Below are 26,001 nucleotides of genomic sequence, written 5' to 3'. Positions count from 1 at the left end.
CGCCGTTCTCGACACCCCGAGCAAAGAAATTTCTAGCCGACCGAGTCGACCTCCAGCACCAGGCTCTGCTCCGGGTGCAGGGCGGGCAGTTGCACGCCCACCCGGGCCAGCGCCGCCCCACTGAGGGTGAGACCACCAGCCAGCCAGGTGGGCGCGGACAGGTCGATGGTCGCCGGGGCCGGTACGCCCGACACCTGTCGCACCCGGTACCGCCGGCCCGGATCGAGGCCGGGCAGCCGCACCGCGTTGGGAACCTGCGTCACCGAGGTGGTCAGCCGGGCCACCGCGTACACCGCTCGGGTGTTGTCGTGGGCGACCACGCCGTGTGCCCAGACGGCCGGGTCCGGGTGATCGACCCGGACCACCCGGCCAGCGTGCAGCAGCGGGCGCAGCCGCTTGTGCAGCGCCACCCAGGCGGCCAGCTCCGTCTGCTCGGCCGCGCTGATCGACGCGATGTCCCACTCGATGCCGTGGTGGCCGAAGAGCGCGGTCGCCGCCCGGAAACCCAGGTCGTGTACGCGGTGGGTGGTGTGCGAGCGTTCCGGGCCGACGTGGGTGCCGATCAGCTCCGGCGGCAGCAGCAGCCCCGTCCAGCGCTGGATGCTGAGCCGCTCCAGGGCGTCGTTGCAGTCGCTGGCCCAGACCCGGTCGGTACGTGCCAGGATGGCCAGGTCCACCCGGGCCCCGCCGGACGAGCAGCTCTCGATCTCCACGCCGGGGTGCCGACCGCGCAACTCGTCGAACAGCCGGTAGACCGCCAGGGTCTGCCCGTGCACCCCGGGACGGCCGTGATGCCCGGCCTCGGTGAGGTCCCGGTTCTGGTCCCACTTCAGGTACCGGATGCCGGGGTGGTCGGTGAGCAGCGTGTCGAGGCGTTCCAGCACATGGTCGTACGCCTCGGGGCGGCCCAGGTCGAGCACCTGCTGGTGACGCCAGGCCGGCGGCAGCCGTCCCGGCACGGCGAGCAGCCAGTCGGGGTGGGCGCGGAACAGGTCCGAGTCGGGGTTGACCATCTCCGGCTCGACCCACAGGCCGAACTGGAGGCCCTGGCCGGTGACGTGGTCGATGAGCGGTTGCAGGCCGTCCGGCCAGACGCCCTCGTCGACGTACCAGTCGCCCAGGCCGGCGGTGTCGTCGCGCCGGCCGCGGAACCAGCCGTCGTCGAGCACGAACCGCTCCACACCGAGCTGCGCGGCCCGGTCGGCGAGCGCCCGCAGGCGGTCCAGGTCGTGGTCGAAGTAGACCGCCTCCCAGACGTTGAGGGTCACCGGACGGGGGGAGCGCGGATGCTCGGGGCGGGCCCGCAGATGGGTGTGCAGCACGTCGCTGAGCCCGTCCAACCCGGCGTCGGACCAGACCGCGTAGAGCAGAGGAGTCTCGTACGACTCGCCGGGGCCGAGCCGGATCTCCCCGGGGGCCAGCAGTTCGCCGCCACCGAGTGTCGACTCGCCGGTGGGCCGACGCTCGGCGAACGTGACGTGGTCGCCGCTCCACGCGGTGTGCACCGCCCAGACCTCGCCGTGGCCGAAGCCGAAGCCGGCGGTCCCGGCCACCAGCAGCAGGGTGGCGTCATGCCCGGTACGGCCGTGTCGGCCCTCGCGGACCCAGGCGCCGTGCTGCCACGGGTGCCGCTGCGGGGACCGCTCCCGACACCACCGGCCGGTCAGGTCGAGCAGCTCGGTGGCGACCGCCGGCACCGGCAGCACCGGCGTCAGCTCCCGCAGCTCGTACGCGCTGTCGCCGTCGTTGCGCAGCCGGTGCCGAACGGTCAGCAGGCCGTACGGGTCGAGGGTGATCTCGATGGTCAGGGTCAGCCCGGCGGCTGGGTCCGACGCGCGCACGGTCAGCAGCACCGTGTCCGGCCCGGTGTCGTGCACGTCCAACCCGTCGAGGCGGAATGCGGTGGACCAGTCGCGTCCGTCGCGGTGCCCGGCCAGCCCCGGTCGGCCGCTCCAGCCGGCGCTCGCCTCCGGCAGCAGGGACAGCACGGTCGGCTCGTCGAAGCTGCTCGGCACCACCGGCGGTACGGTCGCGTCGGTGAGCTGGCGCAGGCCGTCGTCGTCGAGGTCGCCGACGTCGCCGCCCCAGTGCACGACCCGGGGCAGCCCCGGGCCGCGCGCGTCGAGCACCAGGCTGGTCCGCGCGCGGCGCAGGTGCAGGATCGTCATCCTTTGGAGGCTCCCAAGGTCAGGCCCCGAACGAAGTGCCGCTGGAGCATAAAGAAGATCACCAGGGTGGGGATCGCGACGAGCACGCTGCCCGCCGAGACCAGGTTGTTGTCGGTGAAGAACTCACCGCGCAGGTTGTTGAGCGAGCTGGTCACCGGGAACTTGTCGCCGGTACGCATGAGGACGGTGGCCCAGAAGAACTCGTTGTAGATCCAGGTCACCTCCAGCGTCGCCAGCGCGGCCAGGGCTGGCCGGCACAGCGGCATGGTGACCTGCCAGTACTGCCGCCAGATGCTCGCCCCGTCGACCATCGCCGCCTCGTACAGGTCACGGGGCAGCGCCTTCATGTAGTTGCTGAGCACGAAGACGCAGAAGCCACACTGGAAGGCCACGTTGATCAGGATCAGGCCCCAGTAGCTGTCGTAGAGCAGCTCCGAGTCGCTCATGAACTCCGGCAGCGGCACCTCGGTGAACAGCCGGAACAGCGGGATGAGCAGCGCCTGCTGGGGCAGCAGGTTGGCGGCGGTGAAGACCCCCAGCAGGACGAGGTTGAGCTTCCAACTGAACCGGGCGATGACGAACGCCACGCAGGAGGCGAGGAAGAGGGTGAGCAGCACCGCCGGCACGGTGATGTACACCGAGTTGAGGAAGTGCTGGCCGAACTCCGCGGTCCGCCAGGCGGTGACGTAGTTGTCGAAGGTCCAGCCGCCGAAGGAGACGTAGCCGTTCGCGGCGGTGTAGTCGTACGAGCGCAGCGAGGTCAGCACCGCCCAGGCGATCGGGAAGAGCCAGGCCAGCGATACGACGATGAGGAAGCCGTGCAGCAGCATCCGCAACGGGGTCAGCCTGCGCCGACGAACCGGAGTGTCCACGCTCATTCCCGGTTCTCCCTCATCACGGTCGCCAGGTAGATGGTGATGAAGACCAGCGAGACGACCAGCATGATCGTTGCCAGTGCCGAGCCGAAACCGATCCGGCTCGCCTCACCCACCACGTTCTGGGTGACCAGCGCGGAGATCAGCTCCAGCCCGTTGCGGCCCTTGTTGACCACCCAGACCAGGTCGAACGCGCGCAGCGACTCGATCACGGTCACCACCAGCACGATGATGTTGATCGGCCGCAGCACCGGGAAGACGACCCGGAAGAACGTCCGGCTCTCCGAGGCGCCGTCGACCGCCGCGGCCTCGCGCAGCGATGGATCGACGCCCTTCAGGCCGGCCAGGTAGAGCAGCATGATGTACCCGACGTGCCGCCACCCGGAGGCGACCATGACCGCCCAGATGTTGACGTTCGAGTCGCCGTACCAGTCGACGTTGCTGCCGAAGACTGCGTTGATCAGGCCCTGGTCCCGGGAGTAGAGCAGCTGCCAGACGAAGCCGATTAGTGCCAGCGAGAGCACCACCGGCAGGTAGAGCGCGGTCTGGTAGAAGCGGCTGCCGCGCAGCTCCTTGTCCAACAGCACGGCCAGGAACATGCCGAACGGGGTGGCGACCACGAAGAGCGAGGCCAACCAGAGCAGGTTGTGCTGGATCGCCGGCACGAACGGCGGGTAGATGGTCACCACGTCGCTGTAGTTGCGCGCGCCGACGAACTCGATCTCGTTGAGTGGGCCGATGCCGTCCCAGTTGGTGCCGGAGAGCAGCACGGTGGCCGCCGCCGGCAACCAGACGAACCCGGTGACGAGCAGCAGCGGGACGAGCACCATCAGCGTGATGACCACGCGGTCGGTGCGGGACAGGAGCCGTAGCCGCCGGCGACGACCACCCGTGGAGGTGGTCGAGGCCGGCGGCGGCACGGCGCGATCCGCTTGGATCAGGGGCAGGTCGGACACGATGTCCTCCCCCTTCCGCCGTCAGTCAGTGAAGATCGACTTTTTCTGGTTTTCGATGGACGAGGTGAGCCCGCCGATGTCCTTGGGGTCCTTGATGAACTGCTGGAGCGCCGGGATGATCACCGTGGAGGCGAAGTCCGGCCGGGTGTCCCGGTCGAGGAACTGGGCGATCTCGGTGGCCGACCCAACCAGTTCGGCGGCCTTCTTCTGCAGCGCGGTGTAGCCGCCGACGTCCGCGCCACTGTTGGCGACGAGGACGGCCGGGTCGTTCTTGAGGTTGATGTCCGCCGCGGCCTTGCCGCCGAAGTACTCCAGCAGCTTGCGCGCGTTGTCCTCGTTCTTGGGCTTGCGGGCCATCATGTAGCCGTCGATCGGGGCGTCCAGCGCCTTGGCGCCGATGGCCGGGTCGATCTCGGGAAAGGTGAAGAAGTCGAGGTCGTCCTGCTCGTCGTTGCTGAACTGCTGACCGACGAAGAGGCCGAGCAGGTACATGCCGCTCTTCTTCTGCTGCAACGACTGCGCGGCCTCCTGCCAGGTGCGGCCGAGGCTGTCCGGCTGGTGCAGGGGGAGCAGGCCGACCCAGGTGTCGAAGACCTTCTTGACCTTGTCGGAGGTCCAGGCTTCCTTGCCGGCCATCAGGTCGACGTGGAACTGATAGCCGTTGATGCGCAGGTTGAGGATGTCGAAGGTGCCCATCGCCGGCCAACCGTCCTTGTCGGCGAAGGCGATCGGGGTCAGGCCGTCCTTCTTCATCTGCGCGCCGAGCGCGGTGAACTGGTCCAGCGTGGTGGGGACCTGGTAGCCGCGTTGCTGCCACACCGACTTGCGGTAGAAGACCGCCCACGGGTAGTACGTCGCCGGTACGAAGTACTGTTTGCCGTCGTCGCCGGTGGATGCCTTCTTGAAGGCGTCGGAGTAGCCGGAGAGTTTGCCCCACACGTCGCTGATGTCGCTGGCCAGGCCCCTTCTGCGCGAAGAAGCGCATCCGGTAGCCGGCGAACCAGGTGAACACGTCGTCCGGCTTGCCCTGTAGGTAGTTGTTGATGTTTTCCTGGAACGTGTTGTGGTCGACCGTATTCACCGCGACCTGCACCCCGGACGCGGTCTTGAAGCCGTCGGTGACCTTGACGAGGACGTCCTTCGGCTTCGGGTCGGACTGGTTCGAGCCGAGCGACACGTCCTTGCTGGACCCCCCGGAGCCGGAGTCGTCGCCGCAGCCGGCGAGCAGGCCGGTGCCGAGCAGCGCGCCCGTGCCGGCCGCGCCGGCCAGCACCGATCGCCGATTGATGCCGGCGACTGAGGGCGGTACGAGCCGAGCCAGGTACTCGGCTTGGGATTGGGGACGGGACATCTGTGCCTCCTGCGGATGAAGAGGTGCTACGCCCAAGGGCCGTCAGGGTGGTGAAGGCCGGTCCGGCGTCGTGATCACACATTGAGATCCACCGAGAATCCACATTGGCGAACACGAACGGCCATTGGGGCCTCAAGCTACCCTTCAGTCGAGCGCTGTCAAGGGGGCTGTTCGCCTCTGATAACCCAGTCGTGATACGGCCGTTACCTGGTAAACATAGGAAAAGAAGCTCGATGTTGGAACCTGTTGACTTCCGTGGGCCAGCGGGTGCACCCTCAGCTGTCATGCGGCGATGGCAGGGTGACAGCATCTATTTCGGCGGCGACTACAACCCCGAGCAGTGGCCCGAGGAAACCTGGTCGCAGGACGTCGACCTGATGCGGCAGGCCGGGGTCAACCTGGTCTCCGTCGGCATCTTCTCCTGGGCGCTGCTGGAGCCCACCCCGGGGCGGTTCGAGTTCGGCTGGCTGGACCGGGTGCTGGACCTGCTGCACGACGGCGGCATCCAGGTCGACCTGGCCACCGCCACCGCGAGTCCGCCGCCGTGGCTGGCCCGCGCGTACCCGGAGACGCTGCCCCGCCGGGCCGACGGCGCGATTCTCTGGCCGGGCGGACGGCAGGCGTACTGCCCCAGCTCACCGGTGTTCCGCGAACGGTCGCTGGAGCTGGTGCGCGCGGTCGCCGGCCGGTACGCCGAGCACCCCGCCGTGGTCATGTGGCATGTCTCCAATGAGCTGGGCTGCCACAACGTGCACTGCTACTGCGACGTCAGCGCCGAGGCGTTCCGCGTTTGGCTGCGCGAGCGCTACGGCGACCTGGACCGGCTCAACGACGCCTGGGGCACCGCGTTCTGGAGCCAGCGCTACGGCGACTGGGCCGAGATCAACCCACCGCGTACCGCGCCGACCTTCGCCAACCCCACGCAGCAGTTGGACTTTCTGCGGTTCTCCTCCGACGAGCAGCGCGCCCAACTGCGCGCCGAGCGCGAGGTGCTGCGGACGCTGGTCCGGCAGCCGATCACCACCAACTTCATGATCGGCCTGGGCGTCAAGCACATGGACTACCACTCCTGGGTGTCCGACGTCGACCTGGTCTCCAACGACCACTACCTGACTGCGGCCGACCCGCAGGCGCACCTCGGCCTGGCGCTCGCCGCCGATCACACCCGGGGCGTCGCCGGCGGCGACCCGTGGTTGCTGATGGAGCACTCCACCAGCGCGGTCAACTGGCAGCCGCGCAACGTGGCCAAGCTGCCCGGGCAGCTGCGCCGCAACAGCCTCGCGCACGTCGCCCGCGGCGCCGACGGGGTGCTCTTCTTCCAGTGGCGTGCCTCCCGGGCCGGCGCGGAGAAGTTCCACTCCGCGCTGGTACCGCACGCCGGGCCGGACACCACTGTGTTCCGCGAGGTCTGCCAGCTCGGCGCGGACCTCAAGGCCCTCGCCGAGGTACGCGGTAGTCGGGTGGACGCCGACGTGGCGATCCTGTTCGACTGGGAGGCGTGGTGGGGCGTCGAGTTGGATTCCCACCCGAGCGTCGACGTCACCTACGCCGATCGGCTGAACGCCCTGTACGGCTCGCTCTGGCGGGCCGGCGTGACCGCCGACATCGTTCACCCGTCGGCCGACCTCAGCGGCTACCGGCTGGTCCTGGTGCCGACCCTCTACCTGGTCCGGGACGCCGACGTCGACGCGCTGCACCGGTACGTCGAGGCCGGCGGCACGGCGGCGGTCACCTACTTCAGCGGCATCGTCGACGCCAACGACCACATTCGGCTGGGCGGCTACCCGGGCGCGTTCCGGGACCTGCTCGGCGTCCGGACCGAGGAGTTTTTCCCACTGCGCGAGGGTGAGCGGGTCGGACTGGACGACGGCAGCACCGCCGATGTGTGGACCGAGTGGCTGCACCCGGACGGCGCCGAGGTGCTCGCGTCGTACACCGATGGGCCCTTGCCGGGCGTGCCGGCGCTGACCCGGCACCGGGTGGGCGACGGCGCCGCCTGGTACGTCGGCACCCGGCTGGACGAGCCGGCCACCGATCGGCTCGTCGCCCGGCTGCTCGCCGAGGCCGGCGTCCGCCCGGCGGCGCCGGCGCCGTCCGGGGTGGAGGTGGTCCGCCGCCGCGACGGCGACCGGACCTGGCTGTTCGCGATCAATCACACCGACACCGAGGTACGCCTGCCGGCGCACGGCGTCGACCTGCTGACCGGCGCACCATGTGCCGGTGAGCTGACGGTGTCGGCCGGTGAGGTGGCCGTCGTCCGGGAGGACCGGGCCGATGCCTCCACTGTGAAGGAGGGTCCCTGAGTTGCTCGCCCAGCAGCGGCAGACCGCCATCCTCGATCTGATCCGTCAACGTGGCGGGGTGCGGGTGAGCCACCTGGTCAGCCGGTTCGGCGTGTCCGACATGACGATCCGGCGTGACCTGGAGGTGTTGGCCGAGCGCGGCCTGGTCGACAAGGTGCACGGTGGGGCGACCCTCGCCGGGCCGGGCTCCGCCGAGGAGCCCGGTTTCGCGGCGAAGTCGATCCGCCAGCAGGCGGAGAAGCGGGCCATCGCCGAGCGGGCGGCGCGGATGGTGGAGCCGGGGATGGCCATCGCGCTCTCCGCCGGCACCACCACCGCCGCGCTGGCCACGCTCCTCTCCGACGTACGCGGGCTGACCGTGGTGACCAACTCGATCCCGGTGGCCGACGCGCTCTACCAGAACCCGCGCGCCGACCAGACCGTCGTGTTGACCGGTGGCATCCGCACCCCGTCGGACGCGTTGACCGGGCCGGTGGCCGAGGCGGCGATCAGCGCGCTCAACGTCGACCTGCTGTTCCTCGGTGTGCACGGCCTCAGCCCACGGACCGGTTTCACCACGCCCAACCTGCTGGAGGCCGGAGTCAACAGGTGCCTCATCGGCGCGGCCCGTCGACTCGTGGTGCTCGCCGACCACACCAAGTGGGAGACGATCGGCATCGCCACCATCGCCCCACTGGAAGCCGCCGACGTGCTGATCACCGACCGTGGGCTGCCGACCGAGGCGCGCACCACGATCGGCGAGCAGGTCGGCGAACTGGTGATCGTGGAACCCGATTAGTGGCGTGGACCATGCGTCTCGAGTGAGAGGAGCACGGCATGCACGCGGTCAAGGTGCGGTGGGCGGCGATCGTCGTCGTGGGCCTGGCCCTCGTCGGGATGCTGAGTTGGGTGGCCGGCTCGTGGCCCGCCGACCAGACCCGGGCGACAGTCGATCACTGCTATGTGACCCACGATCGGCTGGAGGCCATGCACAGCCGCTGCGTCGGCAACTGGACCCGCGGCGGACGCGGGCGGCAGGGGCCGATCCACGGCGTGGACGTCCAGGAGTCCTGGAAGGTCATCGACGACGAGCCCAACAGTGCGTACGAGTGGGAGGTGGCCGTCCCGGCCTCGGCTCGACAGCCACGCGTACTCGCCGACACCCGGCAGGCATGGACGTTGTCGCCGCGTGCCCTGCCCTGGGGTCTGGTCCCCGCCGGCCTCGTGGCGCTGCTGGCCGCGCTCGCCTGCTTGATCACCGCGACGGTCAGGGCGCCGAGGTCGGCGCCGAGCGCGCCGGCCGAGTCGAGCGCCACGTCCGCCTGACAGCGGCCGAGCACCGGCCTTGTCGCGCTCCCCTCTACCGGCGCTAGTGGTCGTTCAGCATGAACAGGAGCGTTTGATGCTCCAGGTCCAGGAACACCACCCGCCAAACTGCCGACGGCAGTGTCTCGTTGTAGGTCTGACTGTGCAGCCAGCGAGGCTTGGCCGGAAGGAACGGCACGAGGTCCGGCCGCACGTCCGTCGGCGTGTGCGAGTGGAGCAGCTCAGCCGGGTCGATGGATGCGAACGGAACGAACGCGAACTGCTCGGCCAACCTGTGCGCGTCCTCCGGACGCAGGACGATGACGCCCTGGTACTCCCAGTCTGTCGGGCCCGGCGCCCGTGAGCACGGATTGCCCAACGCGCGCGCCTGCCAGTGAATCTCCGAATACTCACCGACATGCGGAAGGTCCTCCGGCGACTCCCAGCGGCTGACCCGTACCTTCGCCTCGTCGGCCTGTCGTTGCTCCTGGCATCCACGCGTCTCGTCCACGGCAGCCGTGTTGCATCCCGCCAGCACCAGCACCAGCACCAGCCCTGCCGCCGCAGCCAGCACGGCCGGACGTGCCCGTCTTCCCGTCGTCATCGCCCAGATCGTAGATCAGTCTATCCGGCAGGCAGGCAGGCGCCGGCATGGTCGGCCTCCCGCGCGCATCGCCGGCGATCGGGCATGACCCGGTCGCAGAAAACCCAATGTCGTACGTGCTGCGCGTCCTCGGCCGACACGGTGGTGCCGCCGAGGTCGACCTGCGGCGTGGAGGCCAGGGAAAGGGCGAGTGTCCGCGCCAGGTCCAGTGCCTCGGCCAAGTCGGTGATCGCCACCGGCAGGTGGATCACATAGCGAGGCATCTCCGTGCACGCCTCGACGGCGAAGCGCGGCAACGGCGTGAAAAGCCCGCTGTACTGGTGCTCCCATCCCGGGCTCACGGCTGACGCCGCTCGGACCAGGCGCTCTGCCAATCGCGCAGGGCGCGCTTGACGCGAGCGTTCTCCTCGCTGAGCCGAGCCACATCGTGGTGCAGCGTCGCCAGGTCGAGCGCGACGCGGTGCAGGAACCGCCGTACCTCCCTGGGATCCAGGCCTCGTCGGCCGAAACCGACGACGGTGAACTGCCGGTCGCGGACCTGGCTCGGGTGCAGCCGGGCCAACCGAGCGCCGCCGTGGAGCGTGCCGTCGTAGAGAGTGCCTCGGGTCATTCATCACCTCGCGTGTCGTCGACAGATGGGCGGGTCAGGGTCGCGAAGGCGCCCTTTGCCGTGGTAGTTATTCGTCACGTCGGTTCGGAGCCGGGATTCGCACATCCCGACGCTCTAGTTGAGACCCGACGAGAGCCGGTATGCGCCTGCCACTCGCGAGGCCGTCTCTCGTCACCTTCTCGGCTGTTGGCACAGCCGCGGTTGCCGTGTTTGCACCGGGAGTTCCCGGGGGCCGGCGATCACCCTCACCCGCAGGCCACGTTTCCAGTCGCTCGGAACTGGAGCAATGGTTCCTACGCGGGCGTCGCCAACGAATTGAGAGGTGGACCATGCCGTACAAGCCGTTCATCCGGACCCTGCGTGCGCAATGGCTGGGTCAGCAATTGCGGACCCTGCGGGAGGAACGGGGGATGACCCTGAAGTTGGTCGCCGAGCATCTGCAACGCGACATGTCCGCGCTTGGTCGGTACGAACGCGCGGACTGGCCGATCCGCAAGGGTGATGTGATCGCGCTGCTGGATCTCTACGGATTTCACCACGCGGCCGAGCGGGCTCGCCTGCTGGCGCTTGCCGAGGAGGTCTGGCGCACCGACCGGTGGGACGAAGACTACGGCGACGTCGTGGACGCGTCCTTCATCGAATATCCCTGGCTGGAAGGTCGCGCGGAGCAGGTCTGCTGCTTTCACCTCACCCTGGTGCCGGGGCTGCTTCAGACCCGTGAATACGCCGAGGCCGTGATTCGCAATGCGGCAGAACCGGGGGTTACCGAAGCGACGATCAATCGCTGGGTCGCGCTTCGGATGACCCGCCAAGAGGTACTGACGCGACGCCGCCCACTCATGATTTCTACGGTGATCGACGAAGCTGCGCTGCGGAGGATGGTCGGCGGGCCGGAGGTGTGGCGCCGACAGCTACAGCACCTCTCGCAGGCGCAGCGACTGGGCAACGTGGCAATCAGAGTCATGCCGTTCGGCATGGCCCTGCACCAAGGGCTCGACGGTACGTTCTGGATATTCCGTCTGCCAGAGCCGTATCCTGCGGTTGCCTACGTGGAGTCCTTGGGAGGGCGGCTCTACCTGGAGTCGCCCAAGGCTGAGCGCTTCGTTCGCGCCTATGGTCGTCTGCTGGAATCTGCGCTCAGCGAGAGCGAGTCAACGAAGTTGATCACGAGCATCGCGGAGGATTTGTCATGAGCGAGAGCATGTTTGACGTTGCTTGGCACATCAGCAGCAGAAGTGACAGCAACGGCGGTAGCTGTGTCGAGGCGGGGCCGGCCTTGGACGGTTCCGGTCGAGTGGCGGTGCGCGACAGCAAGGATCGCGCGGCAGCGACCCTCGTCTACCCCGCTGGCGGCTGGATGGCCTTCGTCAACGGGGTGAAGGACGGCGATTTCGCGCCCTGATGCGTGATCCACTCGGGTTGCAGGAAGTCGGGGTGTCACCGCGACCAGGACACCCCGACTTCCGTGAACCCGAGTCGATCACCTCCGCTGGTGCCACACTCGGCGTGCGGCAGTGCGGCAGTGCGGCAGTGCGGCAGTGCGGAAGTTCGGTCCGGGCTGCGTTCGGCGGTCCGCGTCACCGTCGACGCTCTGACCAGTCGCCAGGCTGGTGGGCTGTGCAGCGGAAGGCCGAACGCTTGATTCGTTTGCGACATCAGCTCCAAAGGCTCGTCGACGAACATCCGCCCCGCCGCTGACGCTGAACGGGCGGCGGGCATCGAGCGGCGCCGAGTCAGCGCTGAGGCGAGCGGCGTCGGCGCGGGCGCTTCACAGCCACCTCACAGGGGTGCTGGATAGGGTGCGCGGTGAGTGAACGTCCGACTCCATCCTGGATCGGTCGGCTGTCGCACGGGAGTTTCGATGGTCTTCAAGAAGATGTTGAGCGCGTTCGGTGTGGGCGGTCCCAGCGTGGACACCGTGCTGACCAACCCCAACACCCGGCCCGGCCTGACCCTTGACGGGCAGGTCAACCTCGTCGGTGGCGACGCTGAGGCGGCCATCGAGCAGGTGGTGATCGGCCTGGTCACCCGGGTCGAGGTCGAAGGACACGACACCGAGTACGCGGGCATGATGGAGTTTCACCGGATGGCGGTCAGCGGGTCGCTCGTCCTCGCCCCGAAGCAGCAGCTCTCGATCCCGTTCCAGCTGCCGGTGCCGTGGGAGACCCCGATCACCGACGTGTACGGCCAGCGTCTGCACGGCATGACGATGGGCCTGCGTACCGAGTTGGCGATCGCCCGCGCGGTGGACAAGAGCGACCTGGACCAGGTGGCGGTGCACCCGCTGCCGGTGCACGAGCGGATCCTGGAGGCGTTCCAGCGGCTCGGCTTCCGGTTCAAGCACGCCGACCTGGAGCGTGGTCACATCCGGGGCGTGCAGCAGACGCTGCCGTTCTACCAGGAGATCGAGTTCTTCGCCGCACCGCAGTACGCGAGCACGATCAACGAGGTCGAGGTGACCTTCGTGACCAACCAGCGCGGTGTCGAGGTCATCCTGGAGTGCGACAAGCGTGGCGGGTTCCTCAGCGCCGGGCACGACGCGTTCGGCCGCTACCAGGTGGCGCACACCGACGCTGACCGGGTGGACTGGGCGCAGGTCGTCGATGGTTGGCTCCGCGCGACCACGTCCCGCTACGGCAGCCTGCGTTCGCAGTACGGCCCGACCCATGGCCACGGTCACGGCCGGGGCGGCATGGGCATGGGTGGCATGGTGGCCGGGGCGGCGCTCGGTGTCGCCGGCGGGATGATCGCCGGCGAGATGATCGAGGATGCGTTCGAGGGGGACTTCGGCGACTTCGGTGGCGACGAGTAGCCGGTCCACACACGACGCCAGTGGCCTCCGGGAGTAATCCCGGAGGCCATTGTGTACTCGTGACGCGTCAGTGCATGCTGCGCTCACTGCCGGACCGGCGCGCGGTGCCGGCCTTCGACAGACCACGGCTGACCAGGTAACCACCAGTCAGGATGGTCAGGAACAGCCACGCCCGGTTCGGGTCGTTGATGTTCAGGCCGTTGGCGGTGGTGCCCTTCCAGAAAGCGGAGATCACCAAGAGCGCGACCGCCGCGGCGTAGACCCAGAATTCCGTCGTCAGGAACGCCTGCTTGGTCTCCGTACCCGGCGACGGCATCGGTTCTCGATGGCCGTCCCGCATGGACGGCATCTGCTGGGTTTGCATGTCCCGCATCATGGCGGGGTTCTGCGGGTCGTTCATGGGCCGGTTCATCGGCCGGGTGGAAGCAGCCTGCGTGCTCATCTGGTCCTCCTCAGGATGCGATGAGTCGTACCTGCATTCCCTCGCCCCGCTACCGCGTTTCGGCCACGGCACGGTTCGCTTTCGTGGCGGGGACACCCACCGACTACCCGAGGCCCCGGAGCAGGTAACACCGATCGCCGGCCGGAAAAATCCGGCCGGCGATCGGATGGTCGAGCGGGTCAGCGCAGGCCGTTGCGGATCGCCACGCTCACCAGAAGGCCCGGGTCGTCGGTGATGATGCCGTCGACGCCAAGGTCGATGACCCGCTGCATCACCGCCGCGTCATCGGCGGTGTACGGGATCACCTTCAGGCTGTCCCGCGTCTGCAGGGTCCGGACGTCCGGTCCGTGGAAGTATGCCGGGTTCTCCCGCAGGTACCAGTCGGTCGAGGCGACAGTGCCCTGCTTCGGGTCGTGTACCTGCCAGTTGGCGGACACCGTGCCAGCGCCCGCGGCCCGGGTCAGCTTGCCCAGGTCCTGGTACTTCCACCAGTCCAGTCCGCCGGTCCACGGGCTCTTCACCGACGGGTTGCCGTACACCGCCTCCAGCGAGCACTCATCCGCGAGGGACGCGCACTCGGTCGGACCGTACTGCCAGACCAGACCGACAGTGCCGATCCGCCGGTCGAGCTGCCGGGCGTACGTGATGGTGCGCCAGTCGAACGACTGGATGGTGGCCCGGCTGGTGAAGCCGGCCCGCTGGATCGCGTCGACGAGCTTGCGGGTGAAGCTGCGGTACGGCTCGGTGTCGTTCACCACCGGGCTGATCTTCGTCTCGATGTTCATGCCGATGTCGGTGCGGCCACTCGCCTTCACCAGGGCGAATACCTCGTCCAGGGTGGGGATCCGGGCACCGGGGCTTGAGCAGCCCGGCGGCGCGGATCTCGGCCGCGGTGACCCGGACGAACTGCTCGCGGGGCGCGGTCTCGGTCGGCGCGCCCGCCTCGACCTTGGTCTCGACGTTGAGCTTCACGTCCTTCGCCCGGTAGCGGTTGACCAGCGCGAAAACCTCACGCAGCAGCGGCATCCGGGCACCCGGGACGGCGAGCTGGCCGGGCTTGTCCGCCAGCGTCTTCGAGCCGCAGTCGAGCGTGCGCACCTGGGCCAGGCTGAGCGTGTTGATGTACTTACCGACGTACGGGAACTCCGGGTCACCGGGCGTCACCGGGGTGGTGTCGACGCACTTGGTGCCGGTGACCTTCCGGTCGTGGGTGACGACGGCCTGGCCGTCCTCGGTGATCTGCACGTCCAGTTCCAGAGTGGTCACCCCGAGCTGGAGGGCGTTGCCGAAGGAGGCGAGGGTGTTCTCCACCCGCAGCCCGAGGCCGCCCCGGTGGGCCTGCACGTCGAATGTCCGGTCCGGCCGCGGCTTCGCCTGGGCGGGCACCGCGAGCCCGGTCGTCACCGTCGCGGCCACCAGGGCCGCGACGGCGGTACGGCGTACTGTGCGCACGCTGTCATCCCCTCCTGCCGGCGGGCATCTCCCACCGGTCGTCGGACAGCATGGACATCTCGGGCTGCGGGCAGGCGGCCAGCGGGCGGCGTGACGGTGAACCGCCGTGGACGACCTCCCGGTCACGCCGGGTTTGGTCGGCCGGTGGCCGGGCACGCAGTCAATTCCACAGCTTCTGCGAGGTGATGGACGTGCGTGAGGACGACATGCGGCAGGACGCCGCCCGCGAGGCCGAGGATCGGATCGCCGGCGGCGTGTACGGCAAGGGCGCCCTCGACGAGGTGACGCTGCCCCGCACCGACGTGGAGAGCCAGATCCAGCGCGAGGACCCGCTCGACCCGGCGAACGAACGGATCGACCCGCGGGTGCTGCACGACGGTGGTCCCGTCGGCGGGCAGGGCGCGGTGACCACCACCGGCGGCAACGCCGGACCGGCGAGCGTACGCCGGGTGGCCCGGCAGCCGGAGCGGCACCCGGGCACTGTGGCCCCGACCACGACCGGCGATGCCACCACCGGCGGTCTGAGCACCCCGAGGGGCGGCAGCACCAGCGACCAGTCCACGTCCGCGACCGGCCCAGCCAAGTCCACCAGAGACAGATCAAGGACCGACTGACCCGCCCGCCGCCCCCCTTGGCAGCGTGATCATGAGGTTGACGTGGCTGTTGGAGATCACAGTCCACGTCAACCTCATGATCGACGAGTGGGTCAGGCCGTGAGTCAGGCCTGGGTGCGCAGGATGCCCAGGCGTTGGGTGGCGCGGGTCAGGGCCACGTACAGGTCGCTGCGTCCGCGCGGCGACTCGGCCACCATCCGGTCCGGGTCGACGACCAGCACCGAGTCGAACTCCAACCCCTTGGCCTGCGCGACGGTCAGCACCACCACCCGGCTCTCCAGTTCCGGGTGCTCGCCGACGGCGGCCTCCGGCAGAGCGGCGGTGACCGCCGCGCCCAACTCGCCCACCCGGCCGGCCGGCACGAGCACCCCGAGCCGGCCCTCGGTCAGCCCGGCCGCCTCCCGGCTGGCCTCGGCGACCAGCTCCGCCGCCAACCGCCCGTCGGGCACCGTCCGGTCCCACGGGGGTACGCCGCTCTCCCGCACCGAGCGCGGCGGCCGCAGCGCCGGGTCGATCTCGGCCAGTACGTCGGCGGCGACCGCCATGATCTCGGCGGGGGTGCGGTAGCTGACCGTCAGCTCGGTGAGCCGCCAGCGCTGCTCGACGTACGGGGCGAGGGCGTCCGCCCAGGACCGCGTACCGCTGAGCGCGCCGGTCTGGGCCACATCCCCGACGATCGTCATCGACCGGCTCGGACAACGACGCATCAGCAGTCGCCACGCCATCGGGCTGAGTTCTTGAGCTTCGTCGATGATCACATGGCCGAACGCCCAGGTGCGGTCGGCGGCGGCCCGCTGCGCGGTGGTCAACCGGTCGGCCTCCTCCTGCCGCTCCAGCAGCCGATCCGCGTCGATCAGGTCGGTCACGCCGAGGATCTCACCGCCCTCGGCCTCGTCCTCGACGTCGATCGAGCGGGAACCCCGGGCGATCTCCAGCACACCCTCGGCGTACTCCCGTTCCATCATTCGGATGCGGTCCCGCCGGGCGGCGGCGGCACGTTCGTCCTCACCGAGCAGTTCGGCGGCCTCGTCGAGCAGCGGGACGTCCGCCGGCGTCCAGCCACCGCGTTCGCGTCGCAGCAGCGCCCGCTCGTCCTCGCTGAGCATCGGCGCGGCGGCGGCGATCCGGTCCGGGTCGGCGTACAGGTCGGCGAGCAGTCGCTGCGGGGTGAGCACCGGCCACAACTGGTCGAGGGCGGCCTGGATCTCCGGCTCCTCGCGCAACTCCCGTCGGATCTCGGCCCGGTCCGCCTCGTCGAGGAGGTTGTCCCCGCCGAGCGGGTCGGCGCCGATCCGCTCGGCCACCTGCTCGGCGAGCGCGTGCACGATCTCCACGTCGAACAGAGCACGGGCCAGGTTGTGCGGTCGGTCGGCGCGGCGAACCCGGTCCCGGGCGGCGCGCACGATCTCCGGGTCGAGGGTCAGCGTCTCCCGCTCGACCTCGATCTCCAGCGGCTCGTCCGGCACCCACTGCCGGTCCCGTACGGCCAGCGCCAACACCTCGGCCAGCACCGCCCGGCCCTTGAGCGCCGCGGTTTCGGCCGGCTCGCCCCGTTGGGCGCTCACCCCGGGAAAGAGATCACCCTGGGTACGCAGCAGCACACCGGTCTCGGCCAGCGTCGGCAGCACCTGGGAGATGTAGCGCAGGAAGGTCGCGTTCGGGCCGACCAGCAGCACGCCACGGCTGGAGAGTTCCCGGCGGTGCGTGTAGAGCAGGTACGCCGCCCGGTGCAGCGCGACAGCGGTCTTGCCGGTGCCGGGGCCGCCCTGGACCACCATCACGCCCGGGAGTTCCGCGCGGATGACCTCGTCCTGTTCGGCCTGGATCGTCTCGACGATGTCGCGCATCCGGCCGGTACGGCCCGCGTTCAACGCGGCGAGCAGTGACGCCTCACCGGTCAGCTCCTCGTGGGCACCGGGGGAGGCGGTGTCGATGTCGAGCACCTCGTCGTTGAGCCCGGTCACCTTGCGCTGCCGGGTACGCAGGTGCCGGCGACGGCGTACGCCCTGCGGGTTGGCGGCGGTGGCGAGGTAGAAGGGGCGGGCGGCGGGGGCCCGCCAGTCCATCAGCAGCGGGTCGTAGTCGCCGGTGGTGTCGAAGATGCCGATCCGGCCGATGTAGCGGCGGGAGTCGTCGTCGCCGTCGAGACGGCCGAAGCAGAGCCCGTTCTCCACGGCGGAGAACTGTTCGACCTGATCGGCGTACATCGCTACCGAGCTGTCACGCTGTGAGCGGTCCTGGAGGGTGCCGCCGGTGTTGTGAAGTTCGGCGGTGAGCCGGTGGGCGGCCTGCTCACGCAGCTCGTCCAGCCGGTTGTAGAGCATCGAGACGTACTCCTGCTCGCGACCGATCTCGTCGTCGAGCGGCAATTCGCCGGAACCGCCGGAGTGCCTTGACAAGCCGTCTCCCTAAAGATTAGAATCCTTTGCAGGAACGGCTTTCAGCCGTTCTTTTTTGTGCCCTTGGAACTGTTGAAGATAGCGCGTTCCGCCGGCTCTTACCAAGCCGGCCATCCGGCGCGCCGGTGATCGCGAGGTGGCGGCGGATGATCCTGCGGACCGGTCAACGGGTGGTCTTCATCGGCGACAGCATCACCGATTGTGGTCGACGCGACGTCGCCGCGCCGTACGGCAGCGGATATGTGAGCCTGGTGCGCGCCCTGGTCGACGCACGGCACCCGGAGCTGGAGCTGACCTGGGTCAACCGGGGTGTGGGCGGCGACACGGTGCGGGACCTCGCCGCCCGCTGGGATGACGACGCCATCGCCGAACGCCCCGACTGGCTGGCGGTGCTGATCGGCATCAACGACATCTGGCGGCGCTACGGTGACCGGCCGGATGAGGCCGTCGGCATCGACGAGTACGAGCGCACCCTGCGCGACCTGCTGCGTCGGGCGGTCGCCGCCACCGGCTGCCGACTGATCCTCGGCGACCCGTTCCTCATCGAGGCCGACCGCGCCGACCCGCAACGCGCCGACACCGACCGGTACGCGGCCGTCGTGGCCGGGCTGGCCACCGAGTTCGACGCGGTGCACGTGCCGAACCAGGCGGCGTTCGACCGGGTGCTGGCGGTTAGTCCGGCGACCCGCTGGGCCGACGACCGGGTGCACCCGCACCTGCCCGGCCACGCGGTCCTCGCCGACGCGTACCTCAGCGCCCTCGGTGTCTCCTGACCCGGGCCTCGCGCGCAGCGAAGCGCCGGGCCGACCGTCAGGTCGACCCGGCGCGAACACCGTGGAGATCAGCCGCGCGCGGCCTGGTAGAGCCGCTCCGGCGTCACCGCTCCGGCCAGCACCCGGCCGTCGTCGGTGAGCAGCACACTGAACAGCTTCGCGCTGAAGAGCCGCCCGCTGCCCCAGTCGCCGCTGACGGCGGGTAGCCCGCCGAGCAGCTTCGACAGGTCCATGTCCGGTGCGGCGCCGGCCGGCTTCGCGGCGGGCTTGCCGCCGACAGCCCCGTCCAGGCGGGCGACCAGCACCGTGGTCCAGCCGTCGCCCACCGCGCGGACCTGCGGGTCGGCCCCCGGCTCGGTGTGGCCGGGCCGGCCCGGCTTGCCGGTCGGCCGCTCGGCCTTCTCCTCGGTGACCGTCACGCCGGGCGGCGGGTTGAAAGTGAACTGGTCGGCGTCCGGCCGGCGGTAGTCGACCTCGGTGAACGCCACCTCGAACGCCGGCTGATCACTGCCCTTCGCGAGCACCTCGAAGCGCAGCGGCACGTGCTGCTTGGCGTCGATGGCGATCCGCAGCTGGTGCACCAGAGAGTCGCGGTCGCGCGGCTGGAGCACCAACTCGTACGAGTCCCGGCCGGCGACGGTGGCCGAACGGCCGACGCTGACCTCGGTGCTCGGGTCGATCGCGCCCAACGCCAGGTCGGCGGCCTGCTGCGGGGTGGCCGGCAGGCTCGCTGCCGGTTCCGGGGCGGGCTTCCGGGCCCCGGCGTCGTCGCCCAGCGTGCGGTGGGTGGCGGTGTTGCCGCGGCTCTGCCAGGTCCACAGGTCCCGGCCGTTGCGGATCACGTCCTGCTCGCCGAGGGTGTCCAGCAGCGCGACCCGCTGCTGATCCGGCCCGGAGTACCAGACCCGCAGGGTGTGCGTGCCGGTCAGCATGGTGGTCAGATCGTTGCCGGGGAGCAGCCCGACCAGTGGTGGCAGGCCGAGGTCGGCGCGCTGCACGACGGTCCCGGACAACCCCTCCAGCCGGGACGTCTGCAGGTCGACGAGGAGCTGAGCGGCGGTACGGGGTGGCAGGCTCGGCTCGGCCTCGGCGGCGAACGTGCCGATCGCCGCGCCGCCGCCGATGACGGCGACGGCCGCGGTGGCCGGGACCAGCCAGCGCAGGACGGGACGGCTTCTCAGGACGGACATGGTGGCACCTCCTGCGGCCATCCTGCCCCCTCGGTGCTGTGAACGCGCTGAGGACACCGAACCGCGCCGATTGACCCGGGTGGCACCCTTGGACTGTGCGGGTGCTGGTGGTGGAGGACGAGGCCCGGTTGGCGGCTGCCCTGCAACGCGGCCTCCAGGCGGAGGGGTTCGCGGTGGACGTTGCGGGGACCGGCCCGGCCGGCCTGGACGCGGCTCGACACGGCGGGTACGACGCCATGATCCTCGACGTGATGCTGCCCGGCCTCTCCGGGTACGAGCTGGTCCGGCGGCTGCGCGCGGAGCAGCACTGGTTGCCGGTGCTGATGCTCTCCGCCAAGGACGGCGAGTACGACCAGGCCGACGGCCTCGACTGCGGCGCCGACGACTACCTGACCAAACCCTTCTCGTACGTGGTGCTGCTGGCCCGGCTGCGGGCGTTGCTGCGTCGGGGCGCGCCGGAGCGCCCCACCGTGCTCGCGGTTGATGACCTGCGGCTGGACCCGGCCCGCCGACGGGTGACCCGGGCGGACGCCGAGGTGACGCTGACCGCGCGAGAGTTCGCGCTGCTGGACTACCTGATGCGCCGGCCGGGCCAGGTGATCTCCAAGACCGAGTTGTTGGACCACGTCTGGGACGCGAGCCTGGAGACCGCGCCGAACGCCGTCGAGGTGTACGTCGGCTACCTGCGCCGCAAGCTCGGCCGGGACCGGCTGGAGACGGTCCGAGGCGCCGGATACCGGTTGGCGACGTGACCACCGCCGGCCCGGCACCCACCCGTCGGGCCAGACCCACCCGTCGGGCCAGGCCCACCCGTCGGGCCAGGCCCACCCGGATGCCGGTCCTCGGGCTGCGCGGGCGACTCATGGCGCTCGGTGTGTTCGGCCTCACCATCGGGCTGGCCCTGGGTGGGGTGGTGCTGCTCGGCGCGCTCGGCTTCGTGCTTCAGCGCACGGTGGACACCGAGGCGTTCCGCACCGCCGACGCCGTCGCCCTGCTGGCCGCCGAGGACGCGCTGCCCGACCCGCTGCCGGTGGCCGGTGGGCAGGTCCGGGTGCAGGTCATCGACGGGCAGGGGCGGGTCAGGGCGGCCTCGATCGACGCCGACCGTCTGGTGACGATGGTCCGCCCCGAGCGACTGGATCACGACGGCCGGCAGCGGTTGGAGGTGCCGGCCGAGCGGGTGGGGCTGGCCGGCCCGGTCCGCGTGGTCGCCGTACCCGCCGGCACCGCGGCCGACCCGCTCACCGTGCTGGTCGCCCGGTCGATGGCCGATGTGCGGCACAGCACCCATGTGGTCCGGACCATCCTGCTGGTGGCGTTCCCGCTGCTGGTGGCGGTGCTGGCCGGGGTGGCGTGGCGGGTGGTGGGCGCGACCCTGCGGCCGGTCGAGGCGTTACGTCGAGGCGCCGAGGAGATCACCGGGAGGGCCGGCGGCGGCCGACTGCCGGTGCCGGCGTCGGCCGACGAGATCCACCGCCTGGCGGTCACCCTCAACGGCATGCTGGACCGGCTGGAGTCGGCCCGCGTCCGGCAGCGGGCCTTCGTCTCCGACGCCGCACACGAGCTGCGCAGCCCGTTGACAAACATCCGGACGGAGCTGGAGGTGGCCCAGCGCCTGGCCGACCGAACCGACTGGACGGCGGTGACCGCCAATCTGCTCGCCGACACCGACCGGTTGAGCCGCCTGGTCGACGATCTCCTGCTGCTGGCCCGTCTGGACGAGACCCCGCCGGCCCGGGGGACCGGCCCGGTGGAGCTGGGCGCGTTGCTGACCGAGGTCGCCGCCCGCTACCCGTCGCCGCCGGTGCGGGTGACGCTGCCGGCGGGCCCGCTCTGGACGATCGGCACCGTCGAGGAGCTGCGTCGGGTGCTGACCAACCTGGTGGACAACGCGGTACGGCACGCACACGGCAGTGTCGTGCTGGCAGCCGAGCCGACGACGACGGTCACGACGCCGGCGGGGGCGACGGTCGAGCCCGGCGTCGGGGCGTACCACCTGGTGACGGTGACCGACGACGGCCCGGGGATCCCGGTGGCGGACCGGGAGCGGGTCTTCGATCGGTTCACCCGGCTGGATGGCGGCCGGGCCCGCGACGACGGGGGCGCCGGCCTGGGGCTGGCCATCGTCCGGGAGTTGGTCCGACGCGCGGGCGGCAGCATCGCCCTGACGGACGCGCCGGAGCATCAAGGGCTACGGGTGTGCCTGCTGCTGCCGGCGTTTGCGGCCGAAACGGACCGCCAAGGGTTGACGGTCCGTGACGCCGCCCTACCCCCACCCGCCCCCCAATGACCCTTTGCTCTGCACCCGCGGGCGCGACAGCTACGTGACGTGATGTTCAGCGGCGCGGCTCCGAGCGGCGGCCGCAGCGTTTCAGCTGCTCAGCCGAGTGGCGCATATAGGTAAGCAGAGCAAAGGCTGGGTCTGACGTGTGGTGGGGTGCGTCGCGGGTGACGGCGCGTCAAGGACTGTCACGGCGGGTTGGGCAGCGGGGTGAGCCCACGCTGAGTGAGGTCGGCGGGGCGGGGCGGTGGGCGTGGCTGGCGGGTCAGCGGCGGCGGGTGCAGACCTGCTTGGAACGGGCCACGGTGTCGGTGGACCAGGCGACGGCGACGGTGAAGCAGAAGTCGTTCGTGCGGTTGAGCGCGTAGATCACGAAGCTGGTGGTGCCGGCGGGCAGCGTCGCGAAGATGTTGTGGGCTTGGCCGGTGCGACCGCCCGCGATGACCACCGGCCCCTCGCCGCCGGCCGGGTAGGTCCAGTTCAGCGCGATGCTGTCCCGGGTGTCGCGCAGGGTCACCGCGGTGGGTGGGGTGCCGGGCGGCGCCGCGGCGGCAGCGGACGTGGGTGCCGAGCCACCGGGGGCGGGCGCGCAGCTGGCCGGCGCGCCAGCGGTGGGGGAGGAGCTGGCCGGCCGCGGGGTCGGCTCGTCGTCGCCGTCGACCCGGGCCACCCCGGCGATCACCGCTGCCGCGCCGAGGAGCACCACGACCACGCCGGCCACCAGCACCGGCACCAGCCGGTTGCGCTGCTCCGGCGGCGCGCGGTGCACGGGCACCGGCAGCAGCCGCGACGGCGTGTACGGCTCGACCGGCGCGTACGGATCGGCCGGCGGGTACGGGTCGGTGGGTCGGTGCAGCCGGTACACCCCGGGCTGCTCTTCCGTGCCGCCGACCAGCCCGACCACCGACGGGGGCACCGGAGGGTCGGTGGGGTGGGGCGAGGGTTCGTCCACCGGTTCGGTCGGCCATCTGCCGCCCGTCGACCCGGCCGCTTCGTCGGAGGGCAACCGGGGGTTCGGAACCGCCCCGGCCTGGTGGACCGCGGCTGCCGGCGGGTGGTAGCCGGATTCGGCCGGCCCGTCGCCGCGCGGTGGGACGCGGGCGGCCGGCACGACCGGCGTGTCCCGGGCCGTGGGTGGGTTGTCGGCGCAGGCGTGGTCGGGATTCGCCGCCGCCCGGGCCAGTGCCGCCACCTGGGTGGCCAGCGGGTCGTCGGCGGGCAGGTGCTGCCGGCACAGCTCGCGGGCGAGCGCCAGGTTGTCGTGTGCCTCGGCGAACTGCCCGCAGTCGCGCTGCATCGCCCCGAGCCGCGCCAGCATCTTGATGCCGCTGGGGTGCCCGTCGCCGTACACCTCGCGGTGCAGCTCCCAGGCGTCCTGGAGGCGGTCGCGGGCCACTGTGCACTGGCCGCGCGCGTACTCGACGGTGGCCAGGTCGGCGTGCGCGGCGAGCACCCGCAGCGACTCCGGGCCGTCCTGCGCGGTCAGCTCGATGATGACTTCCTGGTAGAGCCGTGCGGCCCGGGAGTGGCTGCCGACCCGGTGCAGCACAGCGGCCAGCGTCGCCGCGGCGGCCACCGTACGTGGGTCGGCGCGACCGTGCAGGCGGGTGGTGGCCGCGTACGCGAAGGCGGCCCATCCTCGGGCCGAGTGCGGCTCACCGAGGGCGATCAGCACCCGCGCCTGGAGGCTGGCCGCCTCGGCCAGCTCGGGGGTGGCGTTGGCCGGGCGGGGGTCGGCGTCGGTGAGCGCGTCGGACAGCAGCTGCTGTGCGCCGGCAAGATCGCCGGAGGACACGAGGTGGTGCGCCTGATCAGTCAGTTCACCGAAACCGGAAGACACGCCCCATCGTGCTCATCCGACGACGGTAAGTACAAGACCCGCGCCGGTGTCGATTGGTCAGGATCCGGTCAGGTGCTCGGCCAGGGTCTCGCTGATTCGGCGCAGCTGATCGACCTGGGCGGGGCTCAACGCGTCGAACAGGTGTCGGCGTACCCCCTCGACGTGGCCGGGTGCGGCGGCCGCGAGGGTGGCGAAACCCTCGTCGGTGAGCAGCGCGATCTGCCCGCGCCGGTCGGTGGGGCAGTCCTCGCGGCGCACCCAGCCGGCGGCCTCCAGTCGAGCCACCGCGTGCGAGAGCCGGCTGCGGGACGACCCGGCCGCCTGGGCCAGCTGGCTCATCCGCAGTTGGCGACCGGGAGCCTCGGAGAGCTGGACCAGGATCTCGTAGTACGCGTGCGGCATGCCCGCGTCGCGCTGCAGCTCGCGGTCGAGAGTGTCCATCAGCACCCGGGAAGCGGCCAGGTACGCGCGCCAGGTGCGTTGCTCGTCGGGGTCCAGCCAGCGGGTCATGACCGCCATCATACCCCCGATGGTTGAATGTTCAACTAAACCACGCTAGCCTCGGGTCATGGGTATTCATCGGCTCAACCACGCGGTCCTCTACGTCAGTGACCTCGCCCGCAGCGTCGCGTTCTACCGCGACGTGCTGGGCTTCCGCCCGGTGGCGATGACCCCGGACGGCTTCCGGGGCGCCACCTTCCTCCAGGCCCCCGACTCCACCAACGACCACGACCTCGGCCTCTTCGAGATCGGCGCGGGCGCCGGCCGGTCCACCGCCGGCCGGTCCACCGTCGGCCTCTACCACCTCGCCTGGGAGGTGGACACGCTCGACGAGCTTGCCGCCACCGCCGAGCGGCTGGTCGCGGCCGGCGCACTGGTTGGCACCTCCGACCACGGCACGACCAAGAGCCTCTACGGCAGGGACCCGGACGGTCTGGAGTTCGAGGTGGTCTGGCTGATCCCGGCCGACCTGCTCGACGACGCCGCGCTGGCCGCCCGCAAGCAGATCGGTCGGCTCGACCTCGACGCCGAGCGGCGGCGCTACGGCGGGCAGACCCGCGGCGGGGTGGGGATCTCCGTCCCGGCCTGACCGCCCGTACGGTAGAACGGACCGATGCCGACCGACCGGACCACTGATTTCCTCCGCAAGCTGCTGGTCCGCCAGTTGACGACCTGGCTGCCCGCGGCCCTGCACCGCTCCCGGCGGGCCACCGTCGCCCTCGCGGGCGCCGACGCGGACAGTGTGGAGGCGGCGCTGCGCCTGGTCGCCGCACACGGCGACCAGGTGCGCGGTCGGCAGCTGACGGTGCTGGTGCTGGCCGCGGCCGCCGACCTACCGGCCCGACTCGGCCCGATCGAGGCGGAGCTGCCCGCCGAGGTCACCGTCCACCTGCTGCCCGGCGATCCGTACCGGCTGCCGGTCGCGGTGAAGGCCGCCGGGGCGGCCGGCGCGCCGCTGTTCACCTTCGTGGACCTGCCCGGCGCGGTGACACCGAAGCTGCTTGCCGCCGCGGCCAACGGCCGGACCGGAGAGCTGCTGCTGCACACCGCCGACAGCGCCCGAGACGCGCTCGTCTCCGCCGGCTTCCCCCTGGTCGCCGAGGTGGCACCGGTGCTGCCCGGCGGCGGGGCCACCGGAGTGATCGCGTTCGGCAGCCGCTCCGACCGGAGCCTGGAGGCGGTCCGTGACGCGCTCTGGGCGGTCGGCGCGGACCTCGACGTGAGCTTCCGCGACCCGCTCGACCCGACCGGCACGACTGTCGACGTGGTAAGCGAACCCGACCTCGAACCGCTGGCCCACGAGCTGCTGGCCGAGCTGCGCCGAGGTGGGCCACGACAGGTCACCGAGCTGCGCCGCCACGCCCTCACCGCGACCGTCTACCGTGCCGGCGACGCCAACCGCGCCCTCACCACCCTGCTCGACGCCGGGACCCTGAGCCGCTCCCGCGAAACGGGCCGCCTGGCCGGCGACGAAACCATCACCGCAACCCCCTGACCCCCGTCCTCAGGGGGTGGACGCCGAGCGGGGTGCCGGTGAATCACCGGC

At 70.8% G+C, this 26,001-nt stretch carries 24 protein-coding genes and 3 pseudogenes; 12 read left to right on the top strand and 15 right to left on the bottom strand.

Annotation, left to right across the window (positions count from 1 at the left end; all coding sequences use genetic code 11):
- Positions 1–32: 32 nt before the first annotated feature.
- From ABZU52_RS16615 to ABZU52_RS16600, 4 genes are read right to left on the bottom strand one after another with little or no spacing between them, the layout of a single operon-like run.
- Complete coding sequence (locus tag ABZU52_RS16615) at positions 33–2,168, bottom strand: alpha-galactosidase (protein ID WP_354971883.1); 2,136 nt, start codon at positions 2,166–2,168, stop codon at positions 33–35.
- A complete protein-coding gene (locus tag ABZU52_RS16610; protein WP_196921816.1) occupies positions 2,165–3,046 on the bottom strand; it encodes a carbohydrate ABC transporter permease in 882 nt (293 codons plus the stop codon). Before ABZU52_RS16610 ends, ABZU52_RS16615 begins: the two co-directional genes overlap by 4 nt.
- Positions 3,043–3,999: a sugar ABC transporter permease gene (locus ABZU52_RS16605; protein WP_354971882.1), complete on the bottom strand. Its 957-nt coding sequence runs from the start codon at positions 3,997–3,999 to the stop codon at positions 3,043–3,045. The genes ABZU52_RS16610 and ABZU52_RS16605 overlap by 4 nt, the downstream gene beginning before the upstream one ends.
- A 21-nt stretch (positions 4,000–4,020) precedes the next feature.
- A complete protein-coding gene (locus ABZU52_RS16600; protein ID WP_354971881.1) occupies positions 4,021–4,938 on the bottom strand; it encodes an ABC transporter substrate-binding protein in 918 nt (305 codons plus the stop codon).
- A gap of 696 nt (positions 4,939–5,634) precedes the next feature.
- On the opposite strand from ABZU52_RS16600, the gene ABZU52_RS16595 reads away from it, so the two are divergent.
- From ABZU52_RS16595 to ABZU52_RS16585, 3 genes are read left to right on the top strand one after another with little or no spacing between them, the layout of a single operon-like run.
- The gene (locus ABZU52_RS16595; RefSeq protein WP_354971880.1) at positions 5,635–7,653 is read left to right on the top strand and encodes a beta-galactosidase; all 2,019 of its coding nucleotides are present in this window, start codon (positions 5,635–5,637) and stop codon (positions 7,651–7,653) included.
- A gap of 1 nt (position 7,654) precedes the next feature.
- Positions 7,655–8,431: a DeoR/GlpR family DNA-binding transcription regulator gene (locus ABZU52_RS16590; protein WP_354971879.1), complete on the top strand. Its 777-nt coding sequence runs from the start codon at positions 7,655–7,657 to the stop codon at positions 8,429–8,431.
- Between the two features lie 38 nt (positions 8,432–8,469).
- Positions 8,470–8,958 (top strand): hypothetical protein, encoded by a 489-nt coding sequence (locus tag ABZU52_RS16585; protein WP_354971878.1) that lies wholly within the window; start codon positions 8,470–8,472, stop codon positions 8,956–8,958.
- A 43-nt stretch (positions 8,959–9,001) separates the two neighbouring features.
- On the opposite strand, the gene ABZU52_RS16580 is transcribed toward ABZU52_RS16585, so the two are convergent.
- The 3 genes from ABZU52_RS16580 to ABZU52_RS16570 all read right to left on the bottom strand — a co-directional run bounded on the left by ABZU52_RS16580 (position 9,002) and on the right by ABZU52_RS16570 (position 10,151).
- A complete protein-coding gene (locus ABZU52_RS16580) occupies positions 9,002–9,541 on the bottom strand; it encodes a hypothetical protein (protein WP_354971877.1) in 540 nt (179 codons plus the stop codon).
- A 20-nt stretch (positions 9,542–9,561) separates the two neighbouring features.
- A complete protein-coding gene (locus ABZU52_RS16575) occupies positions 9,562–9,804 on the bottom strand; it encodes a hypothetical protein (protein WP_354971904.1) in 243 nt (80 codons plus the stop codon).
- 74 nt (positions 9,805–9,878) lie between these two features.
- Positions 9,879–10,151, bottom strand: coding sequence for a DivIVA domain-containing protein (locus ABZU52_RS16570; RefSeq protein ID WP_354971876.1), 273 nt, complete (start codon positions 10,149–10,151; stop codon positions 9,879–9,881).
- 329 nt (positions 10,152–10,480) lie between these two features.
- Here ABZU52_RS16570 and ABZU52_RS16565 point away from each other — a divergent pair, with 329 nt between their 5' ends.
- The 3 genes from ABZU52_RS16565 (at position 10,481) to ABZU52_RS16555 (ending at position 12,963) form a co-directional block, all read left to right on the top strand.
- Positions 10,481–11,344 carry a helix-turn-helix transcriptional regulator gene (locus ABZU52_RS16565; protein ID WP_354971875.1) on the top strand — a complete coding sequence of 288 codons (864 nt, stop codon included), beginning with the start codon at positions 10,481–10,483 and terminating at the stop codon, positions 11,342–11,344.
- Positions 11,341–11,553: a DUF397 domain-containing protein gene (locus tag ABZU52_RS16560; RefSeq protein ID WP_354971874.1), complete on the top strand. Its 213-nt coding sequence runs from the start codon at positions 11,341–11,343 to the stop codon at positions 11,551–11,553. The genes ABZU52_RS16565 and ABZU52_RS16560 overlap by 4 nt, the downstream gene beginning before the upstream one ends.
- A 459-nt stretch (positions 11,554–12,012) precedes the next feature.
- On the top strand, positions 12,013–12,963 hold the full coding sequence (locus ABZU52_RS16555; protein WP_354971873.1) for a sporulation protein: 951 nt from the start codon (positions 12,013–12,015) through the stop codon (positions 12,961–12,963).
- Between the two features lie 67 nt (positions 12,964–13,030).
- Here the strand turns inward: ABZU52_RS16555 and ABZU52_RS16550 are convergent, their stop codons facing one another.
- From ABZU52_RS16550 to ABZU52_RS16535, 4 genes and pseudogenes are all read right to left on the bottom strand, one after another.
- Complete coding sequence (locus ABZU52_RS16550; protein ID WP_354971903.1) at positions 13,031–13,312, bottom strand: hypothetical protein; 282 nt, start codon at positions 13,310–13,312, stop codon at positions 13,031–13,033.
- A gap of 272 nt (positions 13,313–13,584) precedes the next feature.
- Positions 13,585–13,842 (bottom strand): glycerophosphodiester phosphodiesterase family protein, encoded by a 258-nt coding sequence (locus ABZU52_RS16545; RefSeq protein ID WP_354971902.1) that lies wholly within the window; start codon positions 13,840–13,842, stop codon positions 13,585–13,587.
- A 165-nt stretch (positions 13,843–14,007) separates the two neighbouring features.
- A pseudogene (locus ABZU52_RS16540) lies at positions 14,008–14,256 on the bottom strand (glycerophosphodiester phosphodiesterase family protein); the annotation flags it as partial.
- 187 nt (positions 14,257–14,443) lie between these two features.
- Positions 14,444–14,749, bottom strand: a pseudogene (locus ABZU52_RS16535) (glycerophosphodiester phosphodiesterase family protein); the annotation flags it as partial.
- A 299-nt stretch (positions 14,750–15,048) separates the two neighbouring features.
- On the opposite strand from ABZU52_RS16535, the gene ABZU52_RS16530 reads away from it, so the two are divergent.
- Positions 15,049–15,471, top strand: coding sequence for a hypothetical protein (locus ABZU52_RS16530; protein WP_354971872.1), 423 nt, complete (start codon positions 15,049–15,051; stop codon positions 15,469–15,471).
- A gap of 104 nt (positions 15,472–15,575) precedes the next feature.
- Here ABZU52_RS16530 and ABZU52_RS16525 read toward each other — a convergent pair whose 3' ends face one another.
- A complete protein-coding gene (locus ABZU52_RS16525; protein ID WP_354971871.1) occupies positions 15,576–17,870 on the bottom strand; it encodes an ATP-binding domain-containing protein in 2,295 nt (764 codons plus the stop codon).
- 146 nt (positions 17,871–18,016) lie between these two features.
- On the opposite strand from ABZU52_RS16525, the gene ABZU52_RS16520 reads away from it, so the two are divergent.
- Positions 18,017–18,643 carry an SGNH/GDSL hydrolase family protein gene (locus tag ABZU52_RS16520; RefSeq protein WP_354971870.1) on the top strand — a complete coding sequence of 209 codons (627 nt, stop codon included), beginning with the start codon at positions 18,017–18,019 and terminating at the stop codon, positions 18,641–18,643.
- Positions 18,644–18,711: 68 nt separating this feature from the next.
- On the opposite strand, the gene ABZU52_RS16515 is transcribed toward ABZU52_RS16520, so the two are convergent.
- A complete protein-coding gene (locus ABZU52_RS16515; RefSeq protein WP_354971869.1) occupies positions 18,712–19,833 on the bottom strand; it encodes a hypothetical protein in 1,122 nt (373 codons plus the stop codon).
- 95 nt (positions 19,834–19,928) lie between these two features.
- Here ABZU52_RS16515 and ABZU52_RS16510 point away from each other — a divergent pair, with 95 nt between their 5' ends.
- Complete coding sequence (locus ABZU52_RS16510) at positions 19,929–20,585, top strand: response regulator transcription factor (RefSeq protein WP_354971868.1); 657 nt, start codon at positions 19,929–19,931, stop codon at positions 20,583–20,585.
- Between the two features lie 110 nt (positions 20,586–20,695).
- Positions 20,696–22,063, top strand: a pseudogene (locus ABZU52_RS16505) (ATP-binding protein); the annotation flags it as partial.
- A 316-nt stretch (positions 22,064–22,379) separates the two neighbouring features.
- Here ABZU52_RS16505 and ABZU52_RS16500 read toward each other — a convergent pair.
- Both ABZU52_RS16500 and ABZU52_RS16495 read right to left on the bottom strand, forming a co-directional pair.
- Complete coding sequence (locus ABZU52_RS16500; protein WP_354971867.1) at positions 22,380–23,954, bottom strand: tetratricopeptide repeat protein; 1,575 nt, start codon at positions 23,952–23,954, stop codon at positions 22,380–22,382.
- A gap of 57 nt (positions 23,955–24,011) precedes the next feature.
- Positions 24,012–24,473 carry a MarR family transcriptional regulator gene (locus ABZU52_RS16495; protein WP_354971901.1) on the bottom strand — a complete coding sequence of 154 codons (462 nt, stop codon included), beginning with the start codon at positions 24,471–24,473 and terminating at the stop codon, positions 24,012–24,014.
- Positions 24,474–24,522: 49 nt separating this feature from the next.
- On the opposite strand from ABZU52_RS16495, the gene ABZU52_RS16490 reads away from it, so the two are divergent.
- Complete coding sequence (locus ABZU52_RS16490) at positions 24,523–25,044, top strand: VOC family protein (protein WP_354971866.1); 522 nt, start codon at positions 24,523–24,525, stop codon at positions 25,042–25,044.
- A gap of 24 nt (positions 25,045–25,068) precedes the next feature.
- Positions 25,069–25,950, top strand: a complete 882-nt coding sequence (locus ABZU52_RS16485) for a hypothetical protein (protein ID WP_354971865.1) — start codon at positions 25,069–25,071, stop codon at positions 25,948–25,950.
- Positions 25,951–26,001: the final 51 nt, after the last annotated feature.

The sequence above is a fragment of the Micromonospora sp. NPDC005220 genome (assembly GCF_040607895.1).
In the GTDB taxonomy this organism is placed as follows: domain Bacteria; phylum Actinomycetota; class Actinomycetes; order Mycobacteriales; family Micromonosporaceae; genus Micromonospora.
The sequence above is the reverse complement of the archived record's forward strand: the minus strand, read 5'-3'. Positions and strand labels throughout refer to the sequence as shown.